The 18,262-nt window shown below is 71.3% G+C and carries 15 protein-coding genes; 9 read left to right on the forward strand and 6 right to left on the reverse strand.

Annotation, left to right across the window (positions count from 1 at the left end; translation table 11 throughout):
- Positions 1–20 precede the first annotated feature (20 nt).
- Genes E9232_RS20405 through E9232_RS20420 form a run of 4 tightly spaced genes read left to right on the forward strand, consistent with a single transcriptional unit; the run spans position 21 to position 3,824 of the window.
- A complete protein-coding gene (locus E9232_RS20405) occupies positions 21–1,049 on the forward strand; it encodes a branched-chain amino acid ABC transporter permease (protein WP_309796913.1) in 1,029 nt (342 codons plus the stop codon).
- A 2-nt stretch (positions 1,050–1,051) separates the two neighbouring features.
- Positions 1,052–1,774, forward strand: coding sequence for an ABC transporter ATP-binding protein (locus E9232_RS20410; RefSeq protein WP_309796915.1), 723 nt, complete (start codon positions 1,052–1,054; stop codon positions 1,772–1,774).
- On the forward strand, positions 1,771–2,505 hold the full coding sequence (locus E9232_RS20415) for an ABC transporter ATP-binding protein (protein WP_309796917.1): 735 nt from the start codon (positions 1,771–1,773) through the stop codon (positions 2,503–2,505). The genes E9232_RS20410 and E9232_RS20415 overlap by 4 nt, the downstream gene beginning before the upstream one ends.
- A 23-nt stretch (positions 2,506–2,528) precedes the next feature.
- Positions 2,529–3,824 carry a nickel-dependent lactate racemase family protein gene (locus tag E9232_RS20420; protein ID WP_309796919.1) on the forward strand — a complete coding sequence of 432 codons (1,296 nt, stop codon included), beginning with the start codon at positions 2,529–2,531 and terminating at the stop codon, positions 3,822–3,824.
- Between the two features lie 151 nt (positions 3,825–3,975).
- Here E9232_RS20420 and E9232_RS20425 read toward each other — a convergent pair whose 3' ends face one another.
- A complete protein-coding gene (locus E9232_RS20425; RefSeq protein WP_309796921.1) occupies positions 3,976–4,731 on the reverse strand; it encodes a FadR/GntR family transcriptional regulator in 756 nt (251 codons plus the stop codon).
- Between the two features lie 126 nt (positions 4,732–4,857).
- Between E9232_RS20425 and larC the strand changes: the two genes are divergently transcribed.
- From larC to larB, 3 genes are read left to right on the forward strand one after another with little or no spacing between them, the layout of a single operon-like run.
- A complete protein-coding gene (larC, locus tag E9232_RS20430; protein WP_309796922.1) occupies positions 4,858–6,057 on the forward strand; it encodes a nickel pincer cofactor biosynthesis protein LarC in 1,200 nt (399 codons plus the stop codon).
- Positions 6,054–6,860 carry an ATP-dependent sacrificial sulfur transferase LarE gene (gene larE, locus E9232_RS20435; RefSeq protein WP_309796924.1) on the forward strand — a complete coding sequence of 269 codons (807 nt, stop codon included), beginning with the start codon at positions 6,054–6,056 and terminating at the stop codon, positions 6,858–6,860. Before larC ends, larE begins: the two co-directional genes overlap by 4 nt.
- Positions 6,857–7,537: a nickel pincer cofactor biosynthesis protein LarB gene (gene larB / locus E9232_RS20440; RefSeq protein WP_309796926.1), complete on the forward strand. Its 681-nt coding sequence runs from the start codon at positions 6,857–6,859 to the stop codon at positions 7,535–7,537. The genes larE and larB overlap by 4 nt, the downstream gene beginning before the upstream one ends.
- 4 nt (positions 7,538–7,541) lie before the next feature.
- Here larB and E9232_RS20445 read toward each other — a convergent pair whose 3' ends face one another.
- The 4 genes from E9232_RS20445 to E9232_RS20460 all read right to left on the reverse strand — a co-directional run bounded on the left by E9232_RS20445 (position 7,542) and on the right by E9232_RS20460 (position 11,648).
- A complete protein-coding gene (locus E9232_RS20445) occupies positions 7,542–8,318 on the reverse strand; it encodes a FadR/GntR family transcriptional regulator (protein WP_309796929.1) in 777 nt (258 codons plus the stop codon).
- Between the two features lie 4 nt (positions 8,319–8,322).
- Positions 8,323–9,762, reverse strand: a complete 1,440-nt coding sequence (locus E9232_RS20450) for an FAD-binding oxidoreductase (RefSeq protein WP_309796932.1) — start codon at positions 9,760–9,762, stop codon at positions 8,323–8,325.
- Positions 9,763–9,889: 127 nt separating this feature from the next.
- Positions 9,890–11,203 carry a bifunctional folylpolyglutamate synthase/dihydrofolate synthase gene (locus tag E9232_RS20455; protein ID WP_309796934.1) on the reverse strand — a complete coding sequence of 438 codons (1,314 nt, stop codon included), beginning with the start codon at positions 11,201–11,203 and terminating at the stop codon, positions 9,890–9,892.
- A gap of 43 nt (positions 11,204–11,246) precedes the next feature.
- Complete coding sequence (locus E9232_RS20460; RefSeq protein WP_309796936.1) at positions 11,247–11,648, reverse strand: hypothetical protein; 402 nt, start codon at positions 11,646–11,648, stop codon at positions 11,247–11,249.
- Between the two features lie 287 nt (positions 11,649–11,935).
- On the opposite strand from E9232_RS20460, the gene E9232_RS20465 reads away from it, so the two are divergent.
- Both E9232_RS20465 and E9232_RS20470 read left to right on the forward strand, forming a co-directional pair.
- Complete coding sequence (locus E9232_RS20465; RefSeq protein ID WP_309796938.1) at positions 11,936–13,606, forward strand: MFS transporter; 1,671 nt, start codon at positions 11,936–11,938, stop codon at positions 13,604–13,606.
- Positions 13,607–13,715: 109 nt separating this feature from the next.
- Positions 13,716–14,360 carry a response regulator gene (locus tag E9232_RS20470; protein WP_309796940.1) on the forward strand — a complete coding sequence of 215 codons (645 nt, stop codon included), beginning with the start codon at positions 13,716–13,718 and terminating at the stop codon, positions 14,358–14,360.
- Here the strand turns inward: E9232_RS20470 and E9232_RS20475 are convergent.
- Positions 14,357–18,196 carry a NahK/ErcS family hybrid sensor histidine kinase/response regulator gene (locus tag E9232_RS20475; protein ID WP_309796942.1) on the reverse strand — a complete coding sequence of 1,280 codons (3,840 nt, stop codon included), beginning with the start codon at positions 18,194–18,196 and terminating at the stop codon, positions 14,357–14,359. The genes E9232_RS20470 and E9232_RS20475 overlap by 4 nt on opposite strands.
- Positions 18,197–18,262: the final 66 nt, after the last annotated feature.

Genomic DNA, 18,262 nt, shown 5'->3' on the forward strand with positions numbered 1-18,262 from the left:
CGCAATCCAAGGCTTCCGCGATGCAGTCCCGCTCTCCCGCCGGCCGCCTGGTCCTGGCGCTCGCCTTGTTCGCCGCGCTGGCGCTGGTGCCGCTGCTGGGGCCCAGCAACCGGCTCTTGTCCCTGGCCATCACCGCCGGCATCAATGTGGTGGCGCTGTACGGGCTGTCGGTGCTGTTCGGCCAGACCGGCATTCTGTCGATGGGCCATGCCGCGCTGGTCGGGGTCGGCGCCTACACCGCCGCCATCCTGGCGCGCGACTTCGGCTTCGACTTCTGGACCGCGATCCCTTTCGCCGCCGGGACCACGGCGCTGCTGGCGGCGGTGGTCGGCTTCCCCTCGCTCAGGGTCAGCGGCCACCATTTCGTGATCCTGACCTTCGCCTTCGGCCAGCTGCTGACCATCGTCCTGACCAATGGCGGCGACTTCACCGGCCGCGCCACCGGGCTCGACCTGGGGCAGCCGGTATCGCTGTTCGGCCTGGGGCTCGACCCGCTGCCGCAATTCTACTTGCTGACCCTCGGCTTCGTGGCGCTCAGCGCCGTGGCCAGCTGGGCCATCGTCAACTCCTCCTACGGCCGCACGCTGCGCGCGATCCGCGAGAACGAGAAGCTGGCGGCGTCGCTCGGCATCAATGTCGGGCGGCACAAGATCGGCGCCTTCGTGGTCAGCGGCGTCTTCGCCGGTGTGTCCGGCGTGCTGCTGGCCTATTTCCTGCGCCACATCTCGCCCAACCAGTTCTCGTCCTTCCCCAGCATCTACCTCGCCTTGATGGTGATGATCGGCGGCGCCCGGCTGCTGCTGGGGCCGCTGGCCGGCGGCATCCTGGTCGCCTTCCTGCCCGAGATGTTCGCGCTCGACCCGGTGCAGTCCCGCATCCTCTACGGCGTCTGCCTGATCGCGGTGATCCTGCTGCTGCCGAACGGGCTGATCGCCGGCGCCATCGACGGCTGGCGCAAGCTGTTCGCCCAGCGTGGCCGGCTGTCGGATGGGGCCCAGGCCGAGCGGCTGCCCGCCGCCAAGGCACCCGCTTCGAAGGCAGGAGGCTGACTATGGGCGCGCTCGAAATCCGCGGCCTCCGCAAGCAGTTCGGCGGCGTCGCGGCCCTGGCCGGGGTCGACCTGACCATCGTCGAGGGCGAGATCCTCGGCATCGTCGGCCCCAACGGGTCGGGCAAGACCACGCTGTTCAACGTCATCACCGGCGTGCACAAGCCGACCGCGGGCACGGTGACCTGGCGCGGCCGCGACATGACCGGCACCCCCGCCCATGCCGTGTCGCATGCCGGCATCGCCCACACCTTCCAGCAGGCCATGGCCTTCCCCGGCCTCAGCGTGCTGGAGAATGTGCAGATCGCCACCGAGCATTGCCGCACCGACGGCGAGCGGCCATTCCCCTGGCCGACGCCGGACGACCTGATCGGCTTCGTCGGGCTGCAGGCGCTGCGCCACGAGATCGCCGGCGTGCTGCCCTTCGGCAACCTGCGCCTGCTCGGCATCGCCCTGGCGCTGGCGACGCGGCCGTCGCTGCTGCTGCTGGACGAGCCGGCGGCGGGACTGAACGACAAGGAGACGACGACGCTGGTCGAGCTGGTGCAGCAGCTGCCCGGCCACGGCATCAGCGTCTGCGTCATCGACCATGACATGAGCCTGATGCAGCGCCTGTGCCGCCGCCTGGTGGTGCTGGATTTCGGCAGCAAGATCGCCGACGGCCCGACCGCCGAGGTGCTGGCCGACCCCAAGGTGCTCGAAGTCTATCTCGGAGGCGCGCTGTGACCTTATTGCAGGTGTCCGGCGTCTCCACCGGCTATGGCCCGACCACGGTCAACCGCAACGTGTCCCTGACCCTGGGCCAGGGCGAGATCGCCACCATCCTCGGGCCCAACGGCGCCGGCAAGACCACGCTGCTGCGCACCATCGCCGGGCTGGTGAAGCCGCGCGGCGGCAGCGTCGTCTTCGACGGCCGCGACATGACCGGCCAGCCGCCCGACGTCATGGCCAAAAGCGGGGTCGTGCTGGTGCCGGAAGGCCGGCGCATCTTCGCCGACATGACGGTCGAGGAGAACCTGCGGCTGGGCGCCTATGCAAGGCGGGACCAGGGTGCGGTCGATGCCGACGTCACGCTGATGGAAGGGTTCTTCCCGATCCTCGCCACCAAGCGCCGCGACAAGGGCGGGTCGCTCAGCGGCGGGCAGCAGCAGATGCTGGCGATCGCCCGCGGGCTGATGGCGCGGCCGCGCGTGCTGCTGCTCGACGAACCCTCGCTAGGCCTGTCGCCATTGATGGTGAAGGAAATCAAGGCCATCATCCTGGCCATCGGCGAGCGGTTCGGCGCCTCGATCCTGCTGGTCGAACAGAATGCGGGGCTTGCCTTGGGCGTGGCCACGCATGGATATCTGATGCAGCAGGGCCGCGTCGTCGCCTCCGGGCCGATCGACGAGCTGAAGAGCGCGGACCTGATGCGGGACCTCTACCTCGGCGGCGCGCCTGCGGCGGCCACTGCCTGAGGTTTGCGAAGCGGAGCAGGGCTGTGACGACGGATCTCACCATCTCCTATGGCCGCGGCCATCTGCCCATCCGCCTGCCGGCGGGGGCGCAGGTGACGGTGGTGCGCAAGCAGCCGCTGCCGGCCATCGCCGACCCGCATGCGGCGATCGCCCGAGCGCTGGCGCAGCCGATCGGCGCACCGTCGCTGGCCGAACTGGCGCGCGGCCGGCGCAGCGCCTGCATCCTGATCTGCGACATCACCCGGCCGGTGCCGAACCGGCTGTTCCTGCGGCCGATGATCGAGACCATGGTCGCCTCGGGCATCCCGCTCGACCGCATCAGCGTGCTGGTCGCCACCGGCCTGCACCGGCCCAATCTGGGCGAGGAGCTGGCCGAGCTGGTCGGCGACCCCTGGGTCCTGGAGCATGTCCGGGTCGACAACCACGACGCCCGCGATGATGCCGCCCATGTCGATTTCGGCCGGACCGCGACGCGGGGTACCCCGGTCAAGATCGACCGCCAGTTCGTCGAGGCCGACCTGCGCATCGCCACCGGGCTGGTCGAGCCGCATTTCATGGCCGGCTGGTCGGGCGGGCGGAAGGTGATCGCCCCCGGCGTCGCCCATCACGAGACCATCCGCACCTTCCACTCCGCCCGCTTCATGGAAGATCCGCTCGCGGTCCAGTGCAACCTGGTCGGCAACCCGCTGCATGAGGAACAGCTGCAGATCGTCGGCATGCTGGGCGAGGTCTACGGGCTGAACACGGTGCTGGACGAGGACCGCAACCTGGTCTGCGTCACCTTCGGCGAGATCATCGCCAGCCATGCCGCGGCGGTTGACTTCGTCAGCGGCGCCACCCGGGTGCCGGTGCCGCGCAAGTTCAAGACGGTGGTGACCTCGTCGGCCGGCTATCCGCTCGACAAGACCTACTACCAGACCATCAAGGGCATGGTGACGCCGCTCGACATCCTCGAGCCGGGCGGCACGCTGATCATCGCCTCGGAATGCTCGGAAGGCTTCGGCTCGCCGGAGTTCCGCGACGCCCAGACCCGGCTGGTCGAGCTGGGGCCGGAGCGGTTCCTGGCGACGCTGACGGCGAAGACCCTGGCCGAGGTCGACGAATGGCAGACCGAGATGCAGCTGAAGACCCTGCGCCTCGGCCGGATCGAGCTCTTCACCTCGGGCCTGAGCGAGGCCGAGCGCGGCATCACCGGCACGGCGCTGGTCGGCGACCTCGACGCGGCGATCGCCGCCAGCGTGGCGCGGTCGAACGACCCGGCGGTGGCGGTGATCCCCGAGGGACCGTACGTCATCCCGTACCATGCAAACGGTCTCTGATACCGGCGAGCTTGCGATCAGCCTGAAAGAACCGTCATTGCGAGGAGGCGAAGCCGACGAAGCAATCCGGGGGCCACGCCAAGCGGCCCTGGATTGCTTCGCTGCGCTCGCAATGACGATCTTTTCTTGGGCTCGCTTGTCTGAGAGCCCCTCAGCCCGCCTTCACCTCGGACCGCAGGGCGGCGTAGCGGTCGCGGGCGCGGGTCAAGTGCACCCGCATCGCCCGGCGGGCGGCGGTGGCATCGCCGGCGCGGATCGCGGCGAGGATCGCCTCGTGCTCCTGCCCGACCCGGCGCAGATGGCGCTCGCGCTCCGTCTGCGACAGGGCCGCGACCGGGATGCGCTGGCGCGGGATGACCACGTTGAAGACATCGAACACCCGGGCGAAATAGGCGTTGCCGGTGGCGGCCAGGATGGCGCGGTGGACGGCCAGGTCCTCGCCCAGCCCGACGGTCTCGGCATCGGCCCCGGGCGCCGAGATCGCCGCCAGGAACGCCGCCTGCGCCGCCTCGATGCGCTCCAGCCCGGCCGGGTCGCGCCGCTCTGCGGCCAGCCCCGCGGCCTCGACCTCGATGCTCAGCCGCAGCTCCAGCACCTGCAGCACGTCGGCGATCGATTCCAGCTTGTCCGGCTCGATCGAGAAGGACCGGGGCAGGGCGGTCTCGGCGACGAAGGCGCCCAGCCCCTGGCGCGTGGTGATCATGCCGCGGGCGCGCAGCGAGGCCAGGGCCTCGCGCACCACCGTCCGGCTGACGCCGGTGGCGGAGACGATGGCCTGTTCCGTCGGCAGGCGCTGGCCCGGGGCCAGATCCCCGGATTCGATCTGCGCCACCAGGGTCTCGATCAGCCCGGCCGTCAGATTGGGGGCCTTTCGAATCGCGCCGAAAGCCGCCGGATCCCTGCTCATCCTGTCCTTCAAACCCATTGCTCAGCGGCGGCCAGGATCGCAGCGCCCGCCGGGCCGCGCAAGTGCGCGCGGCCCGGCCGTTGATGCCGCGTTGTGGCCGCCGGGACAATCTGGAACAGTCCGCCCATGGAATTGCATCTCGATCCGGTCGGCGGCCTCGCGGGCGACATGTTCATCGCCGCTCTGCTCGACCTGTTCCCGCAGCACGAGGCCGGGCTGCAGGACAGCCTGGCCCGCACCGGGCTGCTGGCCGGCGTCGCCTGCCGGCTGCTGCCGCACAATGACGGAATCCTGGTGGGCCGGCGCTTCCGGGTCGAATGGACGGACGGGCACCACCATCACGGCGCGGACCACCACCACACCGCCTGGCGCACGATCCGCGAGGCGCTGGAGCGGTCGGACCTCGACCCCGCGGTCCGGGGCCACGCCATCGCCATCTTCCGGCACCTCGCCGAGGCCGAGGCGCGGGTGCATGGCGTCGATGTCGAGGCGGTCAGCTTCCACGAGGTCGGGGCCTGGGATTCGATCGCGGACATCGTCGGCGCGGCGCATCTGATCGCGGCGGTGGATGCCGACCGCTGGACCGTCGGCGACATCCCGCTGGGGTCCGGCCGGGTGCGCACCGCGCATGGTTTCCTGCCGGTGCCGGCGCCGGCGACCGTGCTGCTGCTGCAGGGCTTCGCCACCATCGACGACGGCGTCGCAGGGGAACGGGTGACGCCGACCGGCGCCGCCATCCTGCGCCATCTCTGCGGCGACAACGCCCGGTCGACGCAGCGGCGGACGCTGTCGGGCTCGGGCATCGGCTTCGGCACCCGCATCCTGCCGGGCCTGAGCAATTGCGTGCGGGTGCTGCGTTTCGACGGGGCGGCGGGGCCGGAGATCGACGGCGATGCGGTGCTGGTGGTGGAATGCGAGATCGACGACCAGTCGGGCGAGGACCTGGCGCTGGCGCTGGACCGGCTGCGCGCCCACCCCGCGGTGCATGACGTGATCCAGGCCCCGGTGTTCGGCAAGAAGGGGCGGATGATGGCGCAGATCCGGGTGCTGGCCCGGCCGGAGGCGCAGGACGAGGTGCTGCGGCTGTGCTTCGAGGAAACCACGACGATCGGCCTGCGCCACCAGGTGCAGCGCCGCGCCGTGCTGGCGCGGAGCATGGTCGAGGTCGAGGCCGGCGGGCAGCGGCTGCGGGTCAAGGCGGTCGACCGCCCCGGCGGCCGCACGGCGAAGGCGGAGGCCGACGACGTGGCCGGCCTGTCCGGCCACGCGGCGCGCCAGGCGCGGCGCCGGGCGGCGGAGGATGCGGTGGAGCCGAAGAAGCCATGAGCAGCGAGCGCAAACGGCTGGAGGCGATCATCGACGGCTTCGGCCCGATCGCCGTGGCGGTCAGCGGCGGCGTCGACAGCATGACGCTGGCGGTGCTGGCGCACCGGCGTCGGGGCGGGGACGGCGCCATGATGGTCCATGCCGTGTCGCCGGCGGTGCCGCCCGCGGCCACGGCGCGGGTGCGCGACTGGGCCGGGCGCGAGGGCTGGGCCCTGACCGTGCTCGACGCCGGGGAGTTCGCCGACCCGCGCTACCGCGAGAACCCGGTCAATCGCTGCTACTTCTGCAAGACCAATCTGTACGGCGCGATCGCCGGGCGCATCGACCGGCCGATCGCCTCGGGCGCCAATCTCGACGATCTCGGCGAATATCGCCCGGGCCTCGACGCCGCGCGCGAGCACGGCGTGCGCCACCCCTATGTCGAGGCCGGGATCGGCAAGGCGGCGGTGCGCGCTTTGGCCCGCGACCTCGGCCTCGGCGACCTGGCCGAGCTGCCGTCGTCGCCCTGCCTGTCGAGCCGGGTCGAGACCCTGATCCCGATCGAGCCGGAGACCCTGCGCGCCATCGACGCGGTCGAGCGGCTGGTGGCGGGGCGCCTGCGGCCGCAGACGGTGCGCTGCCGCATCCGCGCCACCGGCGTGGTGGTCGAACTCGACGGCCACAGCCTCGCCGGGCTGGTCGGCGGCGACGCATCGGAGCTGGAGGCGTCGATCCGCGCCCTGCTGCCGGCCGGGGCCGCGGCGGGGCCGCTGGCCTTCGCGCCCTACCGCGTGGGCAGCGCCTTCGTCGGGGTGCCGCGATGACCGCGAAGGAAGAGATCACCCTCGATTTCGACCGTGGCGGGCGCATCGGCCTGGACGAGGCGATCTACTGCGCCGGCAAGTCGGCGGTGCAGATCGGCGCCATCCTGGACCAGGCGGCGGCGCGCGGCGCCGGGCTGCTGCTGACCCGGCTGGATGGTGCCGGGTTCGAGGCCCTGCCGGCCGCCCATCGCGAGCGGATCGACTATTGCGCGGTGTCGCGCACCGGCTTCTTCGGGCCGCTGCGGCCGGTGGCGGCGACCGGGCTGGTCGCCATCGTATCGGCCGGCACCTCCGACATCCCGGTCGCCCGCGAGGCGGAGCGGACGCTGCGCCACCAAGGCCAGCAGGCCAGTCTGATCGGCGATGTCGGGGTGGCGGGGCTGTGGCGCCTGACCGACCGGCTGGAGGAGATCCGCGCCCATCCGGTGGTCATCGTCGTCGCCGGCATGGACGCGGCGCTGGCCAGCGTGCTCGGCGGGCTGGTGGCGGGGCCGGTGGTCTGCGTGCCGACCTCGGTCGGCTACGGCGTCGCCACCGGCGGCCGCACCGCGCTGGACGCCATGCTGGCCAGCTGCGCGCCGGGGATCACGGTGTGCAACATCGACAACGGCTACGGCGCCGCCTGCGCCGCCCTGCGGCTGATCCACGGCGCCCGGCAGCTGGCCGGGCGGCTATAGCCACCTATGCCGGGGCGACGTCGCGCTTTCGCCGGCCCGTCGCCGGGGGCAGTGCCGGCGGCGGCGCGGGCCGGTCCTGGGACAGGCCGACGCGCTGCGCCGCGCCGTTCAGATGGCTCTGCATCGTCTGCTGCGCCGCGGCCTCGTCCCGCGCCTCGATCGCCGCCAGGATCAGGTCGTGCTCGCTCAGCGTGGCCTGGGCCATGTCCTCGGACGGGTGCTGGTCGCCGGCCGCCAGGATGCTCTCGCGGACGCGTTCGGCGACGAAGCCGATGAACTGGACCAGATAGTCGTTGCGGGTCGCCGCCGCGATCGCGCGGTGGAACTCCAGGTCGGCCTGCAGCCAGGCGACGCTGCCATAGGGGGCGGCGGCCATCGTCGTCAGCGCCAGGCGCATCGCGGCGAGGTCCGTCGGCGTCCGGCGGTCGGCTGCCAGGGCGGCGGCGCAGACCTCCAGCGCGCCGCGCAGCTCGAACAGGCTGCTGAACGCGTCGCCGTGCTGCATGGCGTCGTGGTCGATCTTCAGCACCGTCGACTTGCTGTCCTCGGAGACGAAGGCGCCGCGGCCCTGCTGCGACCAGACCAGCCCTTCGGAGGCCAGCCGGGCGATCGCCTCGCGCACCACGTTGCGGCTGACGCCGAAGGTCTCGGCCAGAGCCTGCACGGTCGGCAGCTGGTCGCCCGGCTTCAGCCGACCGCGGGCGATCTCACGCGAGATCGAGCTGGCGACCAGGGTCGGCAGATGCGGTCCGCGGCTGACCTTGTCGAGCTTCAGCGCCATGGCCTCACCTGTTCTTGATTATCGAATCGTCCCGCAGGATACGCCCGTTGCTCAGAATATGCTTCGGATCCAACGCATCCTTCAGCCGGGTCACCAGGTCCAGCGCCACCGGGTCGATGCGGGCCAGGAAGGCGTCCTGCTTGACCCGGCCGATGCCATGCTCGGCGCTGATGCTGCCGCCCAGGCGGTCGACCACGTCGAAGATCAGCTCCTCGGCGCCGTGGAACAGCGGGTCCAGCGCCTCGACCGCCAGGCCGGCCGGCGGGATCACGTTGAAATGCACGTTGCCGTCGCCGACATGGCCGTAGGCCAGCGGCATCGCCTCGGGATAGCGGCCGCGCACCGCGGCCAGCGCCGCGGCGATGAAGTCGGCGATGCGCGAGATCGGCACCGACACGTCGGTGCGCAGGTAGCGCCCGCCGCGGCCCTGCGATTCGACCATGGTCTCGCGATACAGCCACAGCCGGTCCGCCTGGGCCCGGCTGGTCGCGATCACGCCGTCGCGGATGATGTCGTCGGCGCCGCCGAGGAAGGTCTCGATCAGGCCGCGCAGGTCGACCGCGCCGCCGGCCGACGCCTCGATCAGGACATAGGCCGGATAGGCCTCGGCCAACGGGTCGGGAAAGTCCGGCCGGGTGCGCAGCGTCACCTCGATGCCGTCGCGCAGGATCAGCTCGAAGGCGGTTAGCAGGTCGCTGCAGGCCCGGCGGGCGCGGGCGTACAGCTCCATCGCATCCTCGACCGAGGCCAGCCCGACCAGCGCCGTCTCGACCTGGGTCGGCTTGGGGAACAGCTTGAACGCGACGGCGGTGACGATGCCCAGCGTGCCCTCGCTGCCGATGAACAGCTGCTTCAGGTCATAGCCGCGGTTGTCCTTGCGCAGCACCTTCAGCCCGTTCCACACCCGGCCATCCGCCAGCACCACCTCCAGGCCCAGCACCAGGTCCCGGGTCATGCCGTAGCGCAGCACGTTGAAGCCGCCGGCATTGGTCGCGACATTGCCGCCGATGCGGCAGGTGCCCTGCGCCCCGAAGGTGATCGGCAGCAGGCAGTCGGCGTCGTCCGCCGCGGTCTTGGCGTCCTCCAGGATGCAGCCGGCCTCGACCACCATGGCGAAGTCGATCGGGCTGACCTGGCGGACCGCGTTCATCCGCTCCAGGCTGACCACGATCTCGCCCTCCGGCGCCGCCACCGCGGCCCCGACCAGCCCGGTCAGCCCGCCTTGCGGCACGACGCGCAGGCCGGTGTCCCAGCAATGCCGCATCAGGGCCGAGACCTGCTCGACCGACCGCGGCCGCGCCACCGCCAGCGGCCGGCCGAAATGGTCGCCTGACCAGTCGCGGCTGTAACGCTCCACATCCTCGTCCGCGGTCAGCAGCGCGTCGCCGGGCAGAATCTCCGCCAGCGCGGCGATCGCCGCGGCGCGGGAGGAAGCAGCTGTCATCAACGAGGGTCCCGAGGCATGATGTGGCCGGACAGCAAACACTGTTATCCTGTTATCATACAACTATGATGTTAGGCATCAAGTCATGTTTGCGTTCCGGCGCGGACAATCGGTCGCCGGGCCCTGGTCAGCCGGCCTCCTGCGCCAGAAGCCGGCGGATGATCGGCCGCACCTCGCCGACCAGGTGCAGCGACCCGGTGACCAGGATCCAGCCTCCCGGCGCCGCGGCCGCCTCGGCGCGGGCCAGCGCCTCCCCGGGGTTCGCGATCGCCTCGGCGGCCAGCCCGGCGGCGGCGGCCAGATGGCGCAGCTCGTCCGGTTCATAGGCTGGCGGGCCGCCGGCCGCCCGGGTGCAGATCACGATGGCCGCCCGCCGCTTCAGCACGGCCAGCATCTCGGCCGCCTGCTTGTCGCGGCCCAGCCCCAGCACCACGGCGCAGGGGCCGGCCAGGTCGGGCATCGCCTCCAGGTCGGCCAGCACCGCCTCCAGGTTGAACGGCACATGGGCGCCGTCGAGGATCACCGGCACCGGCAGGTCGAACCGCTCCATGCGGCCGGGCAGCCTGGCGGCGTCGCGGGTCGGGCCGTCCAGCAGCCAGCCGGCGACCGGGCCGGGCGGCAGGCCCGGCCGCCGGAGGACGACGCCGCGGCGGCCGATCTCGTCCAGCACCGCCCGCGCCAGCCCGGCATTGCTGTCGGCGATCGTCAGCCCGGGCCCGGGCGCCGGGCGGAACAGGACCGGGCAGCCCAGCGCCTCCGCCTCGGCCCGGACCACCGCCCCGGCCTCGCTGTCCAGCGCCACGCCGGTGACCAGCGTCGCGCCGGGCTTGAGGATCCCGACCTTCTGGCCGGCGATGGCGGCGTGGCTGGTGCCCAGCACGGCGGTGTGCTCCAGCCCGACATTGGTCAGCACCGCCACCTCGCCGTCGACGACATTGGTCGAATCGGTGCGGCCGCCCAGGCCGCATTCCAGCACCGCCCAGTCGACGCCCGCGGCGGCGAAGGCCAGGATCGCCGCCAGGGTCTCCAGGTCGAAGCGGGTGGCAGCCTGGCCCGGGCTGCCGCGCCGCACCGCGTCCTGCCGCGCCGCCCAGGCCTGGTCCAGCGCCGTCGCGAAGGCGGCCTCGTCGATCTCCCGCCCGCCGAAGGTCACCCGTTCGGTGATGCGCTCGATATGCGGCGACGAGAAGCGGCCGACGGCGAAGCCCGCCCGATGCAGCCCGGCCTCGACCAGCGCGGACACCGATCCCTTGCCCTTGGTGCCGGCGACATGGACCGTGCGGAACCGTCGCTGCGGCTGCCCGAGGTGGTCGAGCAGGTCGCGCAGCGGGTCGAGCCCGACCGGCATGCCGGCGCGGCGGTCGCGGCGTTCCCAGTCGACCACGCCGTCGAGCTGCGAGAGCGCGGCGGCAAGCGCGCCGGTGGAGGCATCATGGGTCATCGCGGATGGTCCGGTGTCGACGGGACGGGAAGGGGAGGAGCCCTCACCAATAGGGGGCCCAGGGTCCCCAGGGGCCGTAACTCCAGTTCAGGGCGGCATTCTGGTTCAGCTGCGCCGCCTGTTCCTGCTCGTCCGCGATCCGCTTATCGAACACCAGCTTCTGGTAGCGGCCATAGGCGGCCTGGTCGCCGACATAGAGGCAACCGCAGATCGTCGGGTCGGCATAGACATAGGAGACGGTGCCGTTGTGCAGGCTGGAGACGAATTTGTGCGGCGGCAGCCCCTTCAGCGACGCGATCCGATCGGGCGTGTCGGCCGGCCGCAGGCTGAAGCCGGCGGCGGCCAGCATGTCCTCGCGCTGCCCGATCGCGGCCGGCGAGTTGGCGCAGGCGCCGAGCAGCAGGGCGGTGCCGACCAGGGTCGTCAGGTGAATGGGCTTGAGCATGTCCGGTTCCTCTCCTGCTGGGCGGGGGCGCCTGTCACCCCGCGCCCCGACACTGTCTGAGGATATCCCCGAGATGGGCGTCCGGCGATGCCCTTCCCAGCGGCCGGAATGCCGCATGGCCGTGAAGATCTCCCAGGATTCCTGCCGGCTGCGCGGGACATAGACGAACGTCGACTACGTCCTTGCCCGGTCCGCTTGGTAGGATTCGTCAACCCTGGCGCCGGGCCTTGTGCGGAATTCTGCCCGCGACCGGCACCAAGGACCGAACGATCAGGGAGGACCGGTCCATGACCGCCACATCGGACGTCGCCTACAGCGGCGCCGCCAGCGACCCTCTCACCAAGGGGGAAATACGCAAAGTCATCTTCGCATCGTCGCTGGGGACGGTGTTCGAGTGGTATGACTTCTACCTCTACGGCGCCCTGACCGCGGCGATCGCCAAGAACTTCTTCTCCGGCGTCAACCCGACCGCGGGCTTCATCTTCGCCCTGCTGGCTTTCGCCGCCGGCTTCTTCGTCCGGCCATTCGGCGCGCTGGTGTTCGGCCGCCTCGGCGACCTGGTCGGCCGCAAATACACCTTCCTGGTCACCATCGTGATCATGGGCGTGTCGACCTCGGCGGTCGGCTTCCTGCCGGGCTATGCGTCGATCGGTATCGCAGCACCTGCGATCCTGATCCTGCTGCGCCTGCTGCAGGGCCTGGCGCTGGGCGGCGAATACGGCGGCGCCGCGACCTATGTCGCGGAGCATGCGCCGCAGGGCAAGCGCGGCTTCTACACCGCCTGGATCCAGACCACCGCGACGCTGGGCCTGTTCCTGTCGCTGATCGTCATCCTGGCCTGCCGCATGTCGATGGACGCCGCGGCCTTCGACGCCTGGGGCTGGCGCATCCCGTTCATGGTCTCGATCGTCCTGCTGATCGTCTCGATCTGGATCCGGATGCAGCTGAGCGAATCGCCGCTGTTCCAGAAGATGAAGGCCGAGGGCAAGACGTCCAAGGCGCCGCTGACCGAGGCCTTCGCCAACCGGGGCAACCTGAAGATCGTGGCGCTGGCCCTGTTCGGCCTGACCATGGGCCAGGCCGTGGTCTGGTACTGCGGCCAGTTCTATTCGATGCTGTTCCTGACCAACACGCTGAAGGTCGACGCCCAGACCGCCAACCTGCTGGTGGCCGCAGCGCTGCTGGTCGCCACGCCGTTCTTCCTGGTGTTCGGCGCCTTGTCCGACAAGATCGGGCGCAAGCCGATCATCATGGCCGGCTGCCTGCTGGCGGTCCTGACCTACTTCCCGCTGTTCCAGGGTCTGACCCACTACGCCAACCCGGCGCTGGAGGCGGCGCAGGCGTCGTCGCCGGTGACCGTCATCGCTGACCCGGCCGAATGCAGCGTGCAGTTCAACCCGGCCGGCACATCGAAGTTCACCAGCTCCTGCGACATCGCCAAGGCCTCTCTGGTCAAGGCCGGCGTGCCGTACAGCAACCAGGCAGGCCCGGCAGGATCGAAGGCCGAGATCGATGTCGGCAGCACCCGCATCGCCGCCTATGACGCGACCGCGGCGGATGCGGCGACTGTCGGTCCCGTCTTCAACAAGGGCCTGGCCGACGCGCTGAAGACTGCGGGCTATCCCGAGAAGGCCGATCCGGCGCAGATCAACCACTTCATGGTGTGGCTGATCCTCTTCGTGCTGGTGCTGTACGTCACCATGGTCTACGGCCCGATCGCGGCGATGCTGGTCGAGATGTTCCCGACCCGGATCCGCTACACCTCGATGTCGCTGCCCTACCACATCGGCAATGGCTGGTTCGGCGGCACCCTGCCGGCGATCGCCGTCGCCATCGTGGCCGGCACCGGCAACATCTACAGCGGGCTGTGGTACCCGATCATCATCGCCGGCGTCGCACTGGTGATCGGCACGCTGTTCATCAAGGACACCCGGCACGTCGACATCCGCAACAACTGATACCAGGCCCCGCCGATCCCGGTTCGTCGGGATCGACGGGCCCCGGCCGGCGCTTGTGTCTTCCCTGAGGCCGCGCCCACAATGGGCGCGGCCTTTTGCTTGGGGGAAGATGACCGACGCCACCGTTGTCCTGATCGCAGACGACCATCCCATGGTCCGGCGCGCCCTCGCCGAGACGCTGGCCGAGGTGATGCCGGTCCCGGTCCGCGTCATCGAGGTCGGCAGCTTCGCCGAGATCGCGCCGGTGCTGGAGCGGCAGGCGGTCGACCTCATGCTGCTCGACCTGTCGATGCCGGGGATGAACGGCTATGGCGGCCTGGCCTCGCTGCGCGCGTCCTTCCCCACGGTGCCGGTGGTGATGGTTTCGGCCAATGAGGATCCCGGCGTGATCCGCCAGGCCATGGAGTTCGGGGCCTCGGGCTACCTGCCGAAATCGACGCCGCTGGCCGGGATCGGCGAGGCGATCGAGACCGTGCTCGGCGGCGGGCTGTGGTTCCCCGATGCCTTGGATGCGCCGCCGTCGCCGGGGGAGCTGAGCCGCCGCGTGGCCGAGTTCACGCCGCAGCAGCTGCGGGTCGTGCTGCTGCTGGCCGAAGGCAAGCTGAGCAAGCAGATCGCCTTCGAGATGTCGATCACCGAGGCCACGGTGAAGGCCCATCTGTCGCATGTCTTCCGCAAGCTCGGGGTCCAGAGCCGGACCCAGGCGGTGATCGCGATCAGGCAACTCGGTCTGTTCGGGCCGCTGCCCGATTAGACTGATCGCTCGGTCAGCGATTTCGCCGCGATCTGCACCAGCAGGGCCCGCAGCGCCGCCGGCTTCAGCGGCTTGTGCAGCAGCGGCAGCTTTCGGGCGGCGGCGGTGGCCTTCAGCGCGTCCGTGCGGTCGGCCGTGACCAGGGCGGCCGCCAGCGGAGCCCCGAACATAGCCTCCAGGGCATCGAGCACGTCCAGCCCGGTTTCCGTGCCGGCGAGGTGATGGTCCAGCAGCACGGCGTCCGGCGGCCGACCCTGGCCGGCCATGGCGTCCAGCGCGCCGGCGGCATCCGTCGCCGTGACCACGGCGCAGCCCCATTGCTCCAGCAGCGCCCGGGTCGCCGTCAGGATGCCGCGGTCGTTGTCGACGCACAGGACCAGCCGGCCGTCCAGGCTGGTCGCCGGCGACCGCCGCCGGGGCTGGGGTGACGGCCGGGCCGCCAGGGCGCCGTCCGCGGCCGGCAGGGCGATCTCGAACACGCTGCCGCGGCCCGGCCAGGACCGCACCGAGACCTTGTGTCCGAGCATCGCCGCGATGCGGTCGACGATGGCCAGGCCCAGGCCCAGCCCCGCCGGTTCGTCGTCGGCGGCGCCGTCGAGACGGCGGAACTCCTCGAAGATGGTGCCGATCTGCTCCGGCGCGATGCCGGGCCCGCTGTCCCAGACCTGGATCATCACCTGGCCGGCACGGCGGCGGCACCCGACCAGGACAGTGCCCTGGCGGGTGTAGCGCACCGCGTTGGACACCAGGTTCTGGACGATCCTTCGGATCAGCGCCGGATCGGTGACCGCCAGCGCCGTCGACGGCACCACCCGCAGGCGCAGGCCGCGGCGGCGTGCCACCGGCTCGAATGGCAACGCCGCACCGCGCAGGATCTCCTCGACCGCCACCGGCCGCGGCTGGGGCTGCAAGGCGCCGGCATCCAGCTTCGACATCTCCAGCAGTGCCTGCAGCAGCTCCTCGACCGCGCCGAGCGAGCCGTCGATGTGCCGCACCAGCGGCGCCTCGGGCCGTCGCGCCAGCCGTTCCGCCAGGGTCGCGGTCAGCAGCCGGGCGGCGTGGAAGGGCTGCAGCAGGTCGTGGCTGGCGGCGGCCAGGAATCGGGTCTTGCCCAGGTTGGCGGCCTCGGCGGCGGCCTTGGCCGCGGTCAGCTCCTGGTTCAGCGCGGTCAGCTCGCGGGTCCGCCCGGCCACCCGACGCTCCAGCGTTTCGGCGGTCTCGCGCAGGGCGGCCTCGGCCCGGCGCTGCTCGGTGATGTCCTGGTACAGGGTGAAGAAGCCGACGATGCGGCCGGTCTCGTCGCGATGCGGGATGTAGGTCCCGTGCGCCAGTTCGACCCCGGCGGACGTGAAGTCGATCTCGAACTCCTGGCGCCGCCCGGCCAGCACCGCGTCGACCCGCGGCTTCAGCCGGGCATAGCGTTCCTCGCCCAGCGCGGTGCGGATTGGCAGGCCGTTGGCCTGGCCGCGCTCCAGCCCCAGCGCTTCCTCATAGGGACGGTTGGTGAAGCGGTAGTGTTCGTCGCGGTCGACATAGGCGATCAGCACCGGGACGTTGTCGGTGTAGATGCGGATCCGGCGCTCGCTCTCGCGGAGCGCGTCCAGCGTCGTCACCCGCTCGGTGACGTCGGTGCAGACCAGCACGAAGCCGCCATCGGGCATCGGATTGGTCTGCAGCTCCAGCACCCGTCCGTCGGCGCTGCGCCGCTCATGGCTGTGGGTCTGGTGGCGCAGCGCCGGGTCGCGCTGTTCGTGCAGCAGCACCGACAGATCGAACAGGGCGTCCCTGCCATGGCCGGGCTCGACCAGGGCCTCCAGCGGCATGCCGGTCCGCACCAGCGGCTCCATCAGCTCCAAGAGCGCCACGAAGCGGCCGTTCCAGGCGGCCAGGCGCAGGTCGCGATCGAACACGCCGATGCCCTGGCCGATGTTCTCCAGCGTCGCGCTCAGCAGGTCGCGGTTGAACAGGATGGCTTCGGACGCCTGGCGCAGCAGGGTCTGCGACCGGCCGATCGAGGTCCGCTGCCGGCGGATGGTGGCGGCCACCATGATCCGGGCCGAGGCGGCGCCGATCGCGCCGCTGAGCAGGCGTTCGGTGTAGTCGGCCAGGTCGCGGTCGCGCAGCATGGCGGCCGGGCCGCCGAAGGCCAGGGCCGCCTTCTCCGCCCCGACGAAGCGGCCGACCAGCCGCTTCAGGTCGTCGAAGGCGGCGGCGCGGTGCGGGGTGCCGGGGCCGCGCCGGGCCTCGATCGCCGGCGCGACGAAGGCGTCGGCCTGCTGGCGGTCGCGCTCGCCGGCCCGCACCAGCAGCGACACGCCGACCAGCAGGGCGGTGTTGAGCGACAGGCTCCAGAAGGCGCCGCGGGTCAGCGCGTCGAAGCCGTCGACCATGCCCCACAGCAGCCCCTCGGTGCCCAGCAGCGAGGCCCCGTCGGCATCGGACACGGACGGCACCAGGAAGACCGCGACCCAGACCAGGAAGCCGCCGGCCATGCCGGCGAAGGCGCCGTGGCGATGCGCCCCCCGCCAGTACAGCCCGGCGATCAGGGCGGGGCCGAGCTGGGCCACGGCGCAGAAGGCGATCAGGCCGATCGCGGCCAGCGGCAGCCGCCCGCCGATCACGGCGTAATAGCCATAGGCCAGCAGCAGGATGGCGAGGATGGCGATGCGGCGGACGCGCAGCAGCAGCAGGCCCAGCGCGCCGTCGCTGCGCGAGGCGGCGCCGCTGCGCAGCAGCAGCGGCATCACCAGCTCGTTGCTGATCATGGTGCTGAGCGCGACGGTCTCGACGATCACCATGCCGGTCGATGCCGACAGCCCGCCCAGGAACACGGCCAGCGACAGCAGCGGCTGGTCCGCCGCCACCGGCAGCGCCAGCACGAACAGGTCGGGGTCGGCGGCGGCGCCGAGGGTCAGCATCCCGGCGACGGCGATCGCCGGCACGAACAGGTTGATGGCGCCGAGATAGGCCGGGAACAGCCAGCTGGCGGTGCGCAGGTCGGCCGGCCGGCCGGCCTCGACCACGGCGACATGGAACTGGCGCGGCAGGCAGATGAAGGCCAGCGCCGACATCACCGGGATCGACACCCATTCCGGTCCGATCGAGAACCCGTCCACCCGCGCCCGCAGGTCGGCATGGGCCATCAGCCGCGCGGCCAAGTCGCCCGGCCCATCGAACATGACGAAGGTGACGAACACCCCGGCCGCCAGCAGCGCGCCCAGCTTGACCAGGGATTCGAAGGCGATCGCCAGGATCATGCCCTGGTGCCGCTCATTGGCCTGGACGTGGCGGACGCCGAACAGGATGGCGAACACCGCCATGGTCAGGGCGACGTAGAGCGCGGTGTCGGCCCAGAAGGGTGGCGGCGCACCCAGCTGCCGGGCGGCCTCCGGCCCCGCCGCCAGGGCGCCGAAGCTGAGCGACACCGCCTGCAGCTGGAGTGCGATGTAGGGCAGCACCCCGACCAGGGCGATCACCGTCGCCATGGCGGCGACCACGCGGCTCTTGCCGTAGCGGGCGGCGATGAAGTCGGCCACCGAGGTGATGTTCTGGATCCGGGCGACGCGGATGATCTTCCGCATCATGGGATAGCCCAGCACGATCACCAGGATCGGCCCGACATAGATCAGGGTGAAGTCCAGCCCGTGCGACACCGACCGGCCGACGCCGCCATAGAAGGTCCAGGAGGTGCAGTAGACCGCCAGGGACAGGGCGTAGACCAGCGGCTCGCGCAGGCCGGACCGCCAATAGGGGGCGTTGCGGTCGCCGAGGAAGGCGACCGTGAACAGCAGCCCGAGATAGCCCAGGGCGATCGCCCAAAGCAGCCAGTCCGCCACCGCGCCCCCGTCCCTGACCCCGCCGGCTCCCGCGGCGTCCGCCCAGGCTAGCAGAATGCGCGGGCG

The sequence above is a fragment of the Inquilinus ginsengisoli genome, assembly GCF_031453975.1.
Taxonomy (GTDB): Bacteria; Pseudomonadota; Alphaproteobacteria; order DSM-16000; family Inquilinaceae; genus Inquilinus; species Inquilinus ginsengisoli_A.

What these genes read in the sequence shown, in the direction of transcription:
- larE (WP_309796924.1), top strand. Translation starts at nt 6,054, where the DNA reads ATGAGCAGCGAGCGCAAACGGCTGGAGGCGATCATCGACGGCTTCGGC.
- E9232_RS20405 (WP_309796913.1), top strand. Translation starts at nt 21, where the DNA reads ATGCAGTCCCGCTCTCCCGCCGGCCGCCTGGTCCTGGCGCTCGCCTTG.
- larC (WP_309796922.1), top strand. Translation starts at nt 4,858, where the DNA reads ATGGAATTGCATCTCGATCCGGTCGGCGGCCTCGCGGGCGACATGTTC.
- E9232_RS20470 (WP_309796940.1), top strand. Translation starts at nt 13,716, where the DNA reads ATGACCGACGCCACCGTTGTCCTGATCGCAGACGACCATCCCATGGTC.
- E9232_RS20445 (WP_309796929.1), bottom strand. Translation starts at nt 8,318, where the DNA reads ATGGCGCTGAAGCTCGACAAGGTCAGCCGCGGACCGCATCTGCCGACC.
- E9232_RS20450 (WP_309796932.1), bottom strand. Translation starts at nt 9,762, where the DNA reads ATGACAGCTGCTTCCTCCCGCGCCGCGGCGATCGCCGCGCTGGCGGAG.
- E9232_RS20425 (WP_309796921.1), bottom strand. Translation starts at nt 4,731, where the DNA reads ATGAGCAGGGATCCGGCGGCTTTCGGCGCGATTCGAAAGGCCCCCAAT.
- E9232_RS20410 (WP_309796915.1), top strand. Translation starts at nt 1,052, where the DNA reads ATGGGCGCGCTCGAAATCCGCGGCCTCCGCAAGCAGTTCGGCGGCGTC.
- larB (WP_309796926.1), top strand. Translation starts at nt 6,857, where the DNA reads ATGACCGCGAAGGAAGAGATCACCCTCGATTTCGACCGTGGCGGGCGC.
- E9232_RS20460 (WP_309796936.1), bottom strand. Translation starts at nt 11,648, where the DNA reads ATGCTCAAGCCCATTCACCTGACGACCCTGGTCGGCACCGCCCTGCTG.
- E9232_RS20455 (WP_309796934.1), bottom strand. Translation starts at nt 11,203, where the DNA reads ATGACCCATGATGCCTCCACCGGCGCGCTTGCCGCCGCGCTCTCGCAG.
- E9232_RS20465 (WP_309796938.1), top strand. Translation starts at nt 11,936, where the DNA reads ATGACCGCCACATCGGACGTCGCCTACAGCGGCGCCGCCAGCGACCCT.